We start from the raw sequence: 12,769 nt of genomic DNA on the forward strand, positions 1-12,769 counted from the left end.
CGATTTCCGGCCCGATCGGGGCGAAAGCCGCGTCGGACGGGAGTCCTGCTCCGATTCACCACCCCTGGGTCATCACATGGCGCGATCGGCATTCCTATGATGGGCCCACGACACCGCGGGCCGCTGCGACCAGGCAGTCCGAAGCGGTGCAGCTGCGGCGCGATGGTGGAGGGGTCTGATGACTCAGGGGGCCGGTCAGGGACCCGAGGTGGAGCGGACGGCGACGTTGCGCGACTTCCGGGTGCCCGCTTACGTCCACGAGACCGGTCCGTACGCCCACAGCGCGCACCCCGACGTGGTGCCACCGCCCGCCGAGACGTACCCGGAGACCTACCCCGAGGGATACACGCCCACCGAGCGCGACCTCCCGGTCATCCAGCGCGGTGACACGGTCCAGGTGCAGGTCGAGCCCGCCGCCGTCCCGGACCGGCAGACCACCGCCGGCCCCGGACCGCTGTTCGTCGTCGGCGACGTGCACGGCTATCTGGACGAGCTGACGGCCGCCCTGCGGGAGAAGGGCCTCATCGACGCGGCCGGCAGCTGGTGCGCGGGCACCGCGCGGCTGTGGTTCCTCGGCGACTTCACCGACCGCGGCCCCGACGGCATCGGCGTCATCGACCTCGTGATGCGGCTGTCCGCGGAGGCCGCCGCCTCCGGCGGCTACTGCAAGGCCCTCATGGGGAACCACGAACTGCTGCTCCTCGGCGCCAAGCGGTTCGGCGACACCCCCGTCAACTCGGGCGCGGGCACCGCCACCTTCCAGGCGGCCTGGCTGCTCAACGGCGGGCAGAAGACCGACATGGACCGCCTCCAGGACCACCACCTGCAGTGGATGTCCCGGCTCGACGCCGTCGAGGAGGTGGACGGACATCTGCTAGTGCACTCCGACACCACCGCCTACCTCGACTACGGCCGGTCCATCGAGGAGGTCAACGACACCGTCCGCGAGACGCTGACCCGCAACGACGCCGACGAGGTCTGGGACCTGTTCCGCAAGTTCACCAAGCGGTTCTCCTTCCGCGACGAGGGCGGCGCACAGGCCGTGCGCTCCCTGCTCGATACGTACGGCGGCACCCGCATCGTTCACGGCCACAGCCCGATCCCGTATCTGCTCGGCGAGGTCGGCTCCGAGGAGGGCGAGGACGACTCGGGTCCGCTGGTCGAGGGCCCGCACGTCTACGCGGACGGCCTCGCGATCGCGATGGACGGCGGTGTGACCATGGCCGGAAAGCTGTTGGTCCAGCAACTTCCGCTGCAGGTCTGACCGTCCACCGATGCCGCGTCCCCCGGTCACGGGGGGCGCGCGGAGGCGCGGACGGGGGCCCAATTTTGGCAAACCCCCTGTCACCGTGTGCCGTCACCGCTCTACCATCGGCTTATCCGTAGCAGGCTCCCCTCCGTTTCTGCCCGACGGCTCGTTGGCATGCGAGCCCCAAGCCCTACGGAGCATCGGGGGATGCACATGAACAGCGTTCCGCAGCACCTGCTCAGCGAGGACCGCCAGGACTACGAGCGGATCCTCGACGAGGCGCTGCGCTCCGCCCCACACCGCCCGGAACTGGCCGCGGTCGGACAGCGGCTCAACTCGGAACAACTGCGCACCATGGCGCTGAGCGCCACCGCCCTCATCACGGCCGCCGCGGCGATCGAGTACCAGCACTACGTGAAGGTCCGCGAGGAACTGCGCCAGCCGGCGCCGTCCACCCCGTCGTCCCGTGAATCCGGCTCCACCGAGCCGGGCGGGGGCGCGATGGGACTCGCCACCACCGTGGGAGAGGTCGCCGAGACCGCGGGGCCCGGCGTCGTGGCCGTCCTCGCGGTCCTGGCACCCGTCCTCGCCGGCACCGCCGCGGCGATATTCCTGCTCGTCGGCTACATCCTGAAGATGTTCAACCCCGAGCCGGCCTTCGCCCAGACGATGCTCACCACCGGATGGGTCTTCGGAGCCATCGCGGCGGCGGCCATCCTGGTCGCCGCCGTGGGCCTCCTGCTGACCGCCCTGCGCAACCGGCCCACCCTCGACGGCACGCCGTACGGCGCACTGAGCGAGGAAGTGGTCCTGGCCAGGGAGGCCTGGCGGGAAGCCCTGCTGGAACGGGGCATCCTGCCGTTCCTGCGGGACGCGCTCGCCGACGCCGGCACGGCGGCCGCCCTGCACCCCACGTCCCCGTCCGCTCCGGCGGGCCGGATGCCGAACCTCGGCTACGGCCGCCCCGGATTCAGCAGCCCGGACGAGGGCCCCGCCGGGGGCCACCGCCCGCGCTTCTCGAGCCCGGACTACACCAGCCCGGACTTCGGAGGCCCGGAGCACCAGCCGGAGTGACCCGCGGCCTACAGGCGCCGGGTGAGCTGCGCCTCGACTCGTTCGACGAGCGTGCGGCTGTAGGCATGGACCAGCGAGAGGTGGAAGAGTGCCGGCGCCAGCGGCGCCCAGCGGTGGACGCGGTCGTCCCGCAGCATGTACTTGACGACCGCCGCGGGCCGGAAGGGCACGTAGTCGATGGTCTGGTGCTCCCAGCGGTCCGCCACGCCCCGGCTCATGCGTGCCTGCAGGTCCGCGCTGCTCAGGTCCTTCAGCTTGGCGTAGAAGTGACCGCTCCAGTGGCGCTTGCCGATGTCCAGGACGAAGGCCAGCAGGTCGAGGGAGTATTCGTGGGGCTCCAGGGACAGCTCCTCGCGCATCCCCCGGCGGGCCACGGCATGCAGGTCCGGCGCGCTCCGTCCCGACGAGTCGATGTGCCGGGACAGGCCCTCGTTGACGGAGGAGTTCCAGACGCCCGGGGCCATCCGGACCCGGTCACTGCGCTGGCTGACCACGAGCATGTCGTCGGCGGTGACCACGGCTATGTTGACGGCGAAGCTGCACTGGAGGAAGGCCGGCGCCTCCAGGGGCCGGTCCGGATCCAGATAGCGGGACCGAGGCGTCGTACCGTCCGGAAGCCGGCGGTCGAGCTGCTGAGCGGCCAGGAAGGTGTAGTAGTCGGTCGGCCGCAGCCGCAGATGGACCTCGGGTCGCTCGTCGAGAGCGGTGCGTGAGATGTCGAAGGCCTCGACCGCGTACCGAGGCCCGTTCCACAGCGGAGTCCGCCCCTCGGCCCGCAACTGCTCGCTCTCCGCGGCGATCTCGCTCCGCCAGGGCCGCATGTCCGGAGGCAGCTCGATCTCATCGTCACGCACATGCACGTAGACGGTCTCGGGAGGGATCGGAGACTCCCCGTCCCCCTCGACGATCAGAGCGGACGTCTGCAGCGGCCCGAGCGAGAAGGTACGCCAGGCGGGCCCCGTCTCCTCCCGCCGTCCGAGGCTGCGGAGGGCCCGTGTCGAACGCTTCCGCAACCGGTACCAGGCGTCCTGCAACGGCTGCTGGAACAGCACCGCGAACAGCATGCCTATGACAGCGCCCACTACCCCGTTGGCAACATCGATCCCGGCCATAGACCCATCACCCTACGGATCTTGATCGACTCGGGCGGCGCCGTGTCCTGGTCGTTACTGAGCACCGAGCCCTCGTGCCCCGAAGTGAGGGCCGACAACGCATGGTCGCCGGCCCCCTTCGTCACCGTCCGGCAGTGAGTGCCCAGCGAACCCCGGAGGGAGCAGACACGCTCACGGTGCCGTGATCGCGAGCGCGCTTCAGTGACAACTGGTTGAAGGTGCTGCTGACTTCTCCCTCGACGCACTCAAGGGGAAAGCTCAACCCGACGGGTTCCACGGAGACGGTCAGCGTGCCCCGGCCCTGGCAGTTCACGAGGATCGACAGGGGCCCTGCCGTGATTCCGCCGCGGATCTCCATCTCGCGGTTGCCGGTGACGTTCACGGCCTGAGCCACGACCTCTCCGTCCGGAAGGACCGGAGCCTCGGTCACGGTCTCCCCCGGAATGTGTTCAGCACGGTCTGATGCCGACGAACTGGTCGGGGAGGCCGTGGCCCGGGGCGGCGAGCTGTGAGGAGAGGGCACGGCTCGCTCTGGCTCACTGGTACAGCCCGCCAATGCGACAACCGCTCCGATTCCGCCGATGGCGAGGCACTTCGTCAGCTTTCCCACAGATTCCAGCCCACGCGATAGGGGGAGTAACTGACAACCTTCTTCTCTGGGGTGGTCGTGCAATTCGAGTGAATCACGTAGCTGACCCCGGTGTGCTTGAGCCGGTAGACGCCGTACTTGGCGTGCGTGGTCCTGTGCGGCGGAGTGTCCACCGCGATGGAGTTCCCGAGCTTGGCCGTGAGTTTCGCCGTTACGGTGACATTGAACTTGGCCTTGATCGTGGCAAGCAGCCTGTTGACTGACGTTTCGAGCTCGCCTTGGATAGCGACCCCCACCTCGCCTGTGACTTCCGAGGTGAAGGTCGACCTGGCCGTTCTGGACGTGCCGTTGTGGTTCGCATTCGTGGGCCCCACGCCCTTGTGGTACTCCCCGTCGCGGGTCTTCGCCCTGTAGACGGACTGTGGTGCACCGCAGTCGGGGCCGTTAGGCGCATCGCCAGGTGTCGGCTTGCCCGTGTACGTGGGCTCGTCGTCGACCGCTTCTGCAGGAATTTCGGTGACCTGCTCCTCCGGCTCCCGCGGAGGGGCGGTGTTGATGACAGTGTCTTCTGCTGTGTCCGAGTCCGTGCTTTGGGATTGCCCAGCTCCGCTGCTGGGCGACGGCGACACTCCCTGATCCGCATGCGCAGTCCCGACCACTCCAAGGCAGAGCAGGAGTGCCGTGCTGGAAGCGACGGCAGTTCGGCGCGTTCGTACTCTCACAATTCCCCCAGGTCATGGCCGCTGGTCAAGCGGCCGAACGCCGAGAACACTACGGACCACACATGTACACATCAATAGCGTGATCAGTATTCTGAGCCCGACTTGAGGTAACGGCGCCGAGTCACGTGGCGTTCGCCAGGCGTGCGTACAGGCCTCAACAATTCGGGCGTGAACAAGTTGATCTTCCGCCCAACATCGCGTTGAACCCCGCAGATCAAAAGCGCACAGGGACCGGCACTCATTGAATCCACGAAATTCTGTCGGTGTCCCTCACGATGTGTGTGGGGACTCCGACACGTCAGAAGATCAGTCCGCGATCGGCAGGTACACCTCGATCTCCTCCTGGTGCCGCCGTGCCAGCGGCGGACGGTCCTGGAGATCTTCATCGGCTGGAGGCTTCCTTCGGAGATGGGCACGAAGCCGACCGGGGAAGCGCGATGATCGCGATTCCGTCCGGCTGCGCTACCGCCAGACGGCTGCCGTCCGGATGAAGCGCAGCCACCGGCGTCGGTACGTGGGTCACCCCGTAGCTGCCGACTCGCGATGAGACGACGACCTCCGGCCACTCCGCGAGAACGGCTCCGGTGGCCACGTCGATCAGCCGCGGGTACTCGCACAGCGCGATGACGCGATCGCCATGTCCGATGAGTGTGCCCATCGGAACCTCAAGCCGGTGCCTGTGCAGCCATTTCCGCTCAGAGATCGACCAGACGCCCAACTGCTCTGGCCCCAGCACTCCCAGGTCACCCTCGTCGGCTTCGGCTTCGCCCGTCGCCACCGCCAGGCGATCGCCGTCGAGCCAGCAGGCGGCGTCGATCTCGGCGTCCGCCCAGCTCCCCGGTGGCAACAGGCCCTCGTCGTCGAGCACGGCCGGTTCTGTCAGTGCCCGTTCGAGGTCGTACACCCGGGCGATCCCGAACGGACTCCACAGCCAGCCGGCCGAGAGGAGGTGCTTGCCGTCGGTGCTCATGGCGAGTCTGGAATGGAAGACGTCGATCGGCGTCCGCTCGCCATGAGTGAGCCGCTTACCCGTTGCCACATCCTCGACCTCGATGACCTCATAGGCCTCGGGGCAGTGCACGAGCACCTCCCGACCGTCGGCCAGCGCGCCGAGCGCCACCGGGTAGTCGAAGTCCTCGGCGTGGTAGTGGCTCCGGTTGAGCTCACGAACGATCCGCTGTCCGTCGAGGAGCAGGGCTTTCGTCCCCCGCTCGGTGTACGTGACGGTGTACCGGCCGGACGGTGAGACGACGGCCCGGTCGAAGGGGTACGCGTACAGCTGCCGTGACTGGTGCTCGGCGCCGTCGGATGTCCAGCGCCGTCCCCCATCCACTCTGTCGACGAGGTCGTCCCCGTCCCACATCAACGACCGCACCTTGCCGGTCGCCTGCCACCGCACCACCTCGGTGCTGTCCATCGTTGCCCTCCACACGCGGACGTAGGCCGTACGTCCTCGACGCATCATGGTGGAGCAACCACGGTCGCGTCGCCGCATTACGGATCGACTCGGGCCCGCGAACTCCGTGGGGCGCGGGCCCGAGTCGTCGTTCCGGGTGCTGGGTCAGTCCGCCAGGGGCAGGTACACCCTGTTGCCCGCTGCCGCGAACTCCTTCGACTTCTGGGCCATGCCCTGTTCGATCTCGCCCTCGATCTCCTCCTGGGTGCCGCCGTGCCGGCGGCGAATGTCCTGGGAGATCTTCATCGAGCAGAACTTCGGTCCGCACATGGAGCAGAAGTGGGCCGTCTTGGCCGGCTCCGCCGGGAGCGTCTCGTCGTGGAACTCGCGGGCCGTGTCCGGGTCGAGCGCCAGGTTGAACTGGTCCTCCCAGCGGAACTCGAAGCGGGCGTCGGACAGCGCGTCGTCCCACTCCTGCGCGCCGGGGTGGCCCTTGGCGAGGTCGGCCGCGTGCGCGGCGATCTTGTAGGTGATGACGCCGGTCTTGACGTCGTCGCGGTTGGGCAGGCCCAGGTGCTCCTTGGGCGTCACGTAGCAGAGCATCGCGGTGCCCCACCAGGCGATCATCGCGGCGCCGATGCCCGACGTGATGTGGTCGTAGGCCGGAGCCACATCCGTCGTTAGCGGGCCGAGCGTGTAGAACGGGGCCTCCTCGCAGATCTCCTGCTGGAGGTCGATGTTCTCCTTGATCTTGTGCATCGGGACATGACCGGGGCCCTCGATCATGGTCTGCACGTTGAACCGCTTGGCGATGGTGTTGAGCTCCCCGAGCGTCCTCAACTCCGCGAACTGCGCCTCGTCGTTGGCGTCCGCGATCGACCCCGGCCGCAGGCCGTCGCCGAGGGAGTACGTCACGTCGTAGGCGGCGAGGATCTCGCAGAGCTCCTCGAAGTTCTCGTACAGGAAGCTCTCCTTGTGGTGCGCGAGGCACCACGCGGCCATGATCGAGCCGCCGCGCGAGACGATGCCCGTCTTTCGGTTCGCGGTGAGCGGCACGTACGGCAGGCGCACGCCCGCATGGACCGTCATGTAGTCCACGCCCTGCTCGGCCTGCTCGATGACCGTGTCCTTGTAGATCTCCCAGGTCAGTTCCTCGGCCTTGCCGTCGACCTTCTCCAGCGCCTGGTAGAGCGGCACCGTGCCGATGGGCACAGGGGAGTTGCGCAGCACCCACTCGCGGGTGGTGTGAATGTTGCGGCCGGTGGAGAGGTCCATGACCGTGTCGGCGCCCCAGCGGGTCGCCCAGGTCATCTTCTCGACCTCCTCCTCGATGGAGGATGTCACGGCGGAGTTACCGATGTTGGCGTTGACCTTCACCAGGAACCGCTTGCCGATGATCATCGGCTCGATCTCCGGGTGGTTGACGTTGGCGGGCAGAACCGCCCGGCCCGCGGCGATCTCCTCACGGACCACCTCGGGGTCGACGTTCTCCCGGATCGCCACGAACTCCATCTCAGGAGTGATCTCCCCGCGACGGGCGTACGCAAGCTGCGTGACCGCCCGGCCGTCACGGCTGCGCCGGGGCTGACGCGGCCGTCCCGGGAACACCGCGTCGAGGTTGCGCAGACCTCCGCGCGGCGCCGTGTGCTTGATGCCGTCGTCCTCGGGCCGGACGGGCCGGCCCGCGTACTCCGCGGTGTCCCCGCGGGCGATGATCCAGTTCTCCCGCAGCGGAGGCAGCCCCCGACGGACGTCGGTCTCGGCGGCTGGATCGGTGTACGGGCCCGAGGTGTCATACAGCGTGACCGACTGCCCGTTGGTGAGGTGCACCTGGCGGACCGGCACCCGCAGATCGGGGCGTGAGCCCTCGACATACGCCTTGTGCCAGCCGATGGACTTCCCGGCCTCGGTGGAGGATTCGCTCTGCACGGGCGTTTCGTCCTGGTTCGAGGCAGGCGTGCGCGCGTCCTTGATGGTCATGAGACCTACTCCCTACGCCGGCATTACCCGGTAACAGGTTCGGCGGTCGACGCAGCGATATCCGTCTGCCGATGTTTCATGTGAAACATCGCTGGGACGGAGGTCAGCGCCCTCTCAGCCCGGTGCTCCGAGCTCCCGCGTGTACAAAGGTGGTTCTACGCTAACGTCAGTTCGGGCGCGGTGAACAGAGGGCCCCCGCCGTTCTTGCGATGATCGCAGGGTGACCACGATGCATGAACCTCCGTTCCCTCCGCCCGAACCGCGCCGAGACTCAGGCCCCGACAACGGCACCGCACAACGCAACGACCGTCAGGGCGGCTGGAGTTCGGGAGCGCCCGGAGGCGGCTCCGACGGCGGACACGGGCACGACCCCGGTCACGGGCATGGTTCCGGGCCCGGCTCCGGCTCCGGTCATGGGCACGGTCATGGGCATGGGCATGGGCATGGGCACAGCCACTCCCACGGTCCGGCCGCTCCGGTCTCCCGTCATCTGCGCAAGGTCATCGCGGCCGTCCTGATCCCGTTCGCCGCCGCGGTCGTGGTCGGCCTCGCCGTGCTCTGGCCGGGCGGCGCCCCGGCGCACGAGCGCACCGGGGTCGGCTTCGACCGGCAGACCCAGCAGGCCACGGTCACCAAGGTGGTCGAGCTGAGCTGCAAGGAGGTGGGCGCCGGAGGAGTACCGCCGACCGGCGACACCTCCACCCCCTCGGGCTCCTCCGCGGTGCGCGAGGAGAGCGGCACCTGCAAAAAGGCGACGATCCGCGTCGACACGGGGAAGGACAAGGGCCGTACGTTCACGGAGGTCGTCCAGCCCGACCAGTCACGGCAGTTGAGCGAGGGCCAGGAGGTCGTGGTCGCCTACGAGCCCTCCGCTCCCAAGGACCTCCAGTACGCGGTCACGGACGTCAACCGGCGCGTCCCGCTGTCGGTGCTCGCCGGGATCTTCGCCGTCGCCGTCGTACTCGTCGGACGGCTGCGGGGCGTCATGGCCCTGGTCTCCCTGGCGATCAGCTTCCTGCTGCTCAACTTCTTCATCCTGCCGGCGATCCTGCAGGGCTCGAACCCGCTGGTGGTCGCCGTGGTGGGAGCGAGCGCCATCATGCTCATCGCGCTCTATCTGTGTCACGGTCCATCGGCACGGACGTCCGTCGCGGTCCTCGGCACCCTGATCTCGCTCCTGCTGATCGGCGTCCTGGGCTCGGTGTTCATCGACTGGGCCGCGCTGACCGGCAACACCGACGACAACACCGGCCTCATCCACGGCCTGTACCCGTCGATCGACATGAGCGGACTGCTGCTGGCCGGGATCATCATCGGCTCGCTCGGTGTGCTCGACGACGTGACGGTCACCCAGACCTCCGCGGTCTGGGAGCTGCACGAGGCCAACCCCACGATGGGCTGGCGCGGGCTGTACCGGGCCGGTATCCGCATCGGACGCGACCACATCGCGTCCGTCGTCAACACCCTCGTCCTCGCCTACGCGGGTGCCGCACTGCCCTTGCTGCTGCTCTTCTCCATCGCCCAGAGCGGTGTCGGCACGGTCGCCAACAGCGAGTTGGTGGCCGAGGAGATCGTGCGCACGCTGGTGGGCTCCATCGGACTCGTCGCCTCCGTGCCGGTGACCACGGCCCTGGCCGCCCTGGTGGTGTCGGCCGACCGACCCGAGCCCGGCAGGGCGCCGGCGCCTGCGGGGGCCCAGCCGGCCGTTGCGGGCACCGCACCGGCCATGGGACGGAGTACACGGGGTGGACGGGGTCGGCGCCGCAAGCGGTGAGGCGCCGGCGTGAGGCGCCCCGTCAGGCGCCCTCGAGGGGCATCCCGAGAGCCGTCCCATGAGGTGCCCCACCTCCGCTGAAGCGTTACGCCACCCCCACCCCCCGCCGCCACGCGACACGTCAGCCCGCGCTCTGCTCCTCCGCCAGGATGCGGTCCAGGGCCTCGTCGAGATGCGCGTCGAAGTCGGCGAGCGCCCCCTCCTGTCCGAGCGGTACCAGCTTGTCGGTGCGGTCCAGGAAGGCCACGAGCGGGGCGACGGAGGAACGGAACAGCGCCTGGTCCAGGCCCACCTGGAGCCGGATCAGCACATCGCCGAGGGTGTCGGACCCGGCCGGTGAGACCCGTACATCGCCTTCCCCGCAGGGCCGGCCCACCCCGTCGACCAGCAGCTCGCGGCCGAAGGCCCAGGTGACCGGGGCGTCACCGGGCAGATGGAAGGTGAGCCGCACGGCGTAGGGATCACAGCACTCGTAGCGCAGTTCGACCGGGATGCGGAAGGAGAGCTCCTCGGAGACGAGAAAGCTCATCATGACCTCTGCCTGTACGGACTCGCGCATCGCCTACCCCGTCGGTTGCCTTCGACTGGCCGGGACGACCCCGACACTGGTGGAATCTTGCTGAACGTACACGAGAGATCACAAGGAGTGAGTTTTCAGATACTGATAGAGAGCGCGAGTGACCCCAGAAGCCGGCCGATCTCGACCTGGAGCTGACGCACCGCCGACGGCAACCGGTCGGCCTGGTGGAAGGGGAGGGACAGGGCCATCGTCGCGGCCGTCGTGCCCACCGTGATGGGAATCGCCGCACAGACCGTGCCCAGCGCGTACTCCTGACGCTCGGTCACCGGCGCCATCCGCCCGGCCTGGTCCAGGCGTCGTAGCAGGCTGGCGCTGTCCCGGACGGTGTAGGGCGTGATGGCGCGCACCGGATGCCGGTCCAGATGGTCGCGCCGGGCCTCCTCGTCCAACTGGGAGAGCAGACACTGGCCGATGGCGTGGGCATGGCCGGTCTCACGGAAGTCGGCCCACTCCTGCACCGCCGGATTGCCCGGGGTGTCGGAGACGCACATGACCTCGATCTCACCCTCGCGGTACTGGGCGTAGTAAACCGGGACACCGATCGCGTCACGCCATCGAGCGAGTGCGTCGACCATTGTGCTGCGACGTTTCTGCTGGGCGCTGCTGCTGCTCAGCCGCACGGCGGCGTCACCGAGGAAGAACAGCCCCTTGTCGCGGCGCAGATAGCCCTCGTGCACCAGGGTGCGCAGCAGGTGGTAGGCCGTGGGCAGCGCCAGGCCCGTCTCCCGGGCGAGTTGCTTGGCGGGAGCGCCGTACGTATGACCCGCGACGCACTCCAGCAGGCGCATGGCGCGCTGCACGGATCCGATGAGGGTCGCGGACGGCGGCTGCTCCGGGGGTGCCGGGGCCGTCTCGGAGACCGGCGTCGTCTGCCGGGGGACCTGGGGCACCGAGCAGGGGCGCGGCTGTTCCAGGGGGTGGTGGGTCGGTGTGGGTGGGGCGGTGTCAACCGTGGCCAAGGTCACTCCCGAGGGGCGAGGGGGAGCCCGTGCGGGGGAACACGGGGAGGGGTGCACGCCGCTCGCGGGGACGGCCCCGCGTCGATTCACGGACTCTATTGGCCCGTCGTCCCTGACGGCCGCACGGCCGGGAAAACTTCCCTCGCCCGAGGGAACCGGTGATTCCTGTTACCGCCCACCGGTCCCCGGAGACCTCACCAGTCGCCGCGCGACGACGAACTCGACGTGAACTTCCTGACGACGTAGATCAGTCCGCCGACCAGGGCCACGAAGACCAGCAGCTTGAAGAGCAGTCCGATCACGAAGCCGACGACGCTGGCTATCAGCCCGCCGAACACGACCAGGGCGATGACCGGCACCGCGATCCACTTCACCCACCACGGCAGTCCCGCGAAGATCTCACGCATCGCCCTTTTCCTTACCTCTCCGCCCGTCCAGTGCGGGTCCTGACTGTCGAGGGGAATCCCATCCGATTCCCTGCACCCGATGCTAGGACCGGCAGGTGGTCCGGCGGGGGCCTCGCAGCCCTTGTCCTCCCCTGATCGAACCCTGAGGGAACCCCGAGACGCGAAGTCAGTTCTCGGGCGGAGAGAAGACCACGAGCACCCTCAGGTCCTCGCTGATGTGGTGGAACTTGTGCGCGACCCCGGCCGGGACGTAGACGACGCTCCCCCGCGCCACATGCGTCGTCTCCAGGCCGACGGTGATCTGGGCGCGGCCGCTCACGACGAAGTAGACCTCGTCCTGGTTGTGCGGTTGTTGTGGATCGTGCTCGCCCGCGTCGAGCGCGTACAGCCCGACCGACATGTTCCGCTCTCGCAGAAACTGCAGGTAGGCACCGTCGTTGGCGGCACGCTCCGCCTCCAGTTCATCCAGCCGGAAGGCCTTCATCGCAGTCATCCGCCCTCGTCGCAGTGCTCTTGGCCGATCTCGTCTGCCACGATCAGACACATGAAGAATTTCGTAGTCAAGACGATCGCCAACGCCGGCGCCCTGGCCGTGGCCGTGTGGCTGATAGACAACATCACGCTGACCGGCGACAGCACCGGCAAGAAGGCCGCGACGCTGCTGCTCGTCGCGCTCATCTTCGGCCTCGTCAACGTCGTGGTGAAGCCGGTCGTGAAGCTGTTCAGTCTGCCGCTGCTCATCCTGACGCTGGGCCTGTTCACCCTCGTCGTCAACGCCCTGATGCTGCTGCTGACCTCGTGGCTCGCCGACAAGGTCGACCTGAGCTTCCATGTCGAGGGCTTCTGGACGGCCGTCCTGGGCGGCCTGATCATCTCGGTCGTCTCCTGGGCGCTGAACGTCGTCCTGCCCGACGGTGACTGAGCGCG

The 12,769-nt window shown here is 68.4% G+C and carries 13 protein-coding genes and 1 riboswitch; of the genes, 4 read left to right on the top strand and 9 right to left on the bottom strand.

Features of this window, described 5'->3' with window-relative positions:
- Positions 1 to 178: 178 nt before the first annotated feature.
- Complete coding sequence (locus tag KBY32_RS15330; RefSeq protein WP_055621013.1) at positions 179 to 1,264, top strand: metallophosphoesterase; 1,086 nt, start codon at positions 179 to 181, stop codon at positions 1,262 to 1,264.
- A gap of 192 nt (positions 1,265 to 1,456) precedes the next feature.
- The gene (locus tag KBY32_RS15335; RefSeq protein ID WP_210980439.1) at positions 1,457 to 2,323 is read left to right on the top strand and encodes a hypothetical protein; all 867 of its coding nucleotides are present in this window, start codon (positions 1,457 to 1,459) and stop codon (positions 2,321 to 2,323) included.
- An 8-nt stretch (positions 2,324 to 2,331) separates the two neighbouring features.
- Here KBY32_RS15335 and KBY32_RS15340 read toward each other — a convergent pair whose 3' ends face one another.
- The 5 genes from KBY32_RS15340 to thiC all read right to left on the bottom strand — a co-directional run bounded on the left by KBY32_RS15340 (position 2,332) and on the right by thiC (position 8,122).
- Positions 2,332 to 3,405, bottom strand: a complete 1,074-nt coding sequence (locus tag KBY32_RS15340; RefSeq protein ID WP_308293737.1) for a hypothetical protein — start codon at positions 3,403 to 3,405, stop codon at positions 2,332 to 2,334.
- Between the two features lie 151 nt (positions 3,406 to 3,556).
- Positions 3,557 to 3,829 carry a hypothetical protein gene (locus KBY32_RS15345; protein WP_308293738.1) on the bottom strand — a complete coding sequence of 91 codons (273 nt, stop codon included), beginning with the start codon at positions 3,827 to 3,829 and terminating at the stop codon, positions 3,557 to 3,559.
- 203 nt (positions 3,830 to 4,032) lie between these two features.
- Positions 4,033 to 4,653, bottom strand: coding sequence for a hypothetical protein (locus KBY32_RS15350; protein ID WP_210980441.1), 621 nt, complete (start codon positions 4,651 to 4,653; stop codon positions 4,033 to 4,035).
- Between the two features lie 475 nt (positions 4,654 to 5,128).
- A complete protein-coding gene (locus KBY32_RS15355; RefSeq protein WP_210980442.1) occupies positions 5,129 to 6,163 on the bottom strand; it encodes a hypothetical protein in 1,035 nt (344 codons plus the stop codon).
- A gap of 144 nt (positions 6,164 to 6,307) precedes the next feature.
- Positions 6,308 to 8,122, bottom strand: a complete 1,815-nt coding sequence (thiC, locus tag KBY32_RS15360) for a phosphomethylpyrimidine synthase ThiC (RefSeq protein WP_247689494.1) — start codon at positions 8,120 to 8,122, stop codon at positions 6,308 to 6,310.
- Positions 8,115 to 8,271: riboswitch (TPP riboswitch) on the bottom strand. Its footprint overlaps the gene before it by 8 nt.
- A 71-nt stretch (positions 8,272 to 8,342) precedes the next feature.
- On the opposite strand from thiC, the gene KBY32_RS15365 reads away from it, so the two are divergent.
- Entirely contained in the window at positions 8,343 to 9,896 is a 1,554-nt protein-coding gene (locus KBY32_RS15365) for a YibE/F family protein (protein WP_210980443.1), read from the top strand.
- A 121-nt stretch (positions 9,897 to 10,017) separates the two neighbouring features.
- Here KBY32_RS15365 and KBY32_RS15370 read toward each other — a convergent pair whose 3' ends face one another.
- The 4 genes from KBY32_RS15370 to KBY32_RS15385 form a co-directional block, all read right to left on the bottom strand.
- The gene (locus KBY32_RS15370; protein ID WP_055621018.1) at positions 10,018 to 10,455 is read right to left on the bottom strand and encodes an SsgA family sporulation/cell division regulator; all 438 of its coding nucleotides are present in this window, start codon (positions 10,453 to 10,455) and stop codon (positions 10,018 to 10,020) included.
- Positions 10,456 to 10,550: 95 nt separating this feature from the next.
- Positions 10,551 to 11,276, bottom strand: coding sequence for a helix-turn-helix domain-containing protein (locus KBY32_RS15375; RefSeq protein WP_055621295.1), 726 nt, complete (start codon positions 11,274 to 11,276; stop codon positions 10,551 to 10,553).
- A gap of 353 nt (positions 11,277 to 11,629) precedes the next feature.
- Positions 11,630 to 11,842 carry a DUF5326 family protein gene (locus tag KBY32_RS15380; RefSeq protein ID WP_055621019.1) on the bottom strand — a complete coding sequence of 71 codons (213 nt, stop codon included), beginning with the start codon at positions 11,840 to 11,842 and terminating at the stop codon, positions 11,630 to 11,632.
- A 166-nt stretch (positions 11,843 to 12,008) separates the two neighbouring features.
- Entirely contained in the window at positions 12,009 to 12,326 is a 318-nt protein-coding gene (locus tag KBY32_RS15385) for a cupin domain-containing protein (protein WP_055621020.1), read from the bottom strand.
- 60 nt (positions 12,327 to 12,386) lie between these two features.
- Between KBY32_RS15385 and KBY32_RS15390 the strand changes: the two genes are divergently transcribed.
- Entirely contained in the window at positions 12,387 to 12,764 is a 378-nt protein-coding gene (locus tag KBY32_RS15390) for a phage holin family protein (RefSeq protein ID WP_115504391.1), read from the top strand.
- Positions 12,765 to 12,769: the final 5 nt, after the last annotated feature.

The sequence above is a fragment of the Streptomyces sp. RK62 genome (assembly GCF_018070255.1).
Lineage (GTDB): Bacteria > Actinomycetota > Actinomycetes > Streptomycetales > Streptomycetaceae > Streptomyces > Streptomyces nigra.

Coding starts and splice junctions, on each gene's coding strand:
- KBY32_RS15330 (WP_055621013.1), top strand. CDS start 179: ATGACTCAGGGGGCCGGTCAGGGACCCGAGGTGGAGCGGACGGCGACG.
- KBY32_RS15335 (WP_210980439.1), top strand. CDS start 1,457: ATGCACATGAACAGCGTTCCGCAGCACCTGCTCAGCGAGGACCGCCAG.
- KBY32_RS15355 (WP_210980442.1), bottom strand. CDS start 6,163: ATGGACAGCACCGAGGTGGTGCGGTGGCAGGCGACCGGCAAGGTGCGG.
- thiC (WP_247689494.1), bottom strand. CDS start 8,122: ATGACCATCAAGGACGCGCGCACGCCTGCCTCGAACCAGGACGAAACG.
- KBY32_RS15370 (WP_055621018.1), bottom strand. CDS start 10,455: ATGCGCGAGTCCGTACAGGCAGAGGTCATGATGAGCTTTCTCGTCTCC.
- KBY32_RS15380 (WP_055621019.1), bottom strand. CDS start 11,842: ATGCGTGAGATCTTCGCGGGACTGCCGTGGTGGGTGAAGTGGATCGCG.
- KBY32_RS15385 (WP_055621020.1), bottom strand. CDS start 12,326: ATGAAGGCCTTCCGGCTGGATGAACTGGAGGCGGAGCGTGCCGCCAAC.
- KBY32_RS15390 (WP_115504391.1), top strand. CDS start 12,387: ATGAAGAATTTCGTAGTCAAGACGATCGCCAACGCCGGCGCCCTGGCC.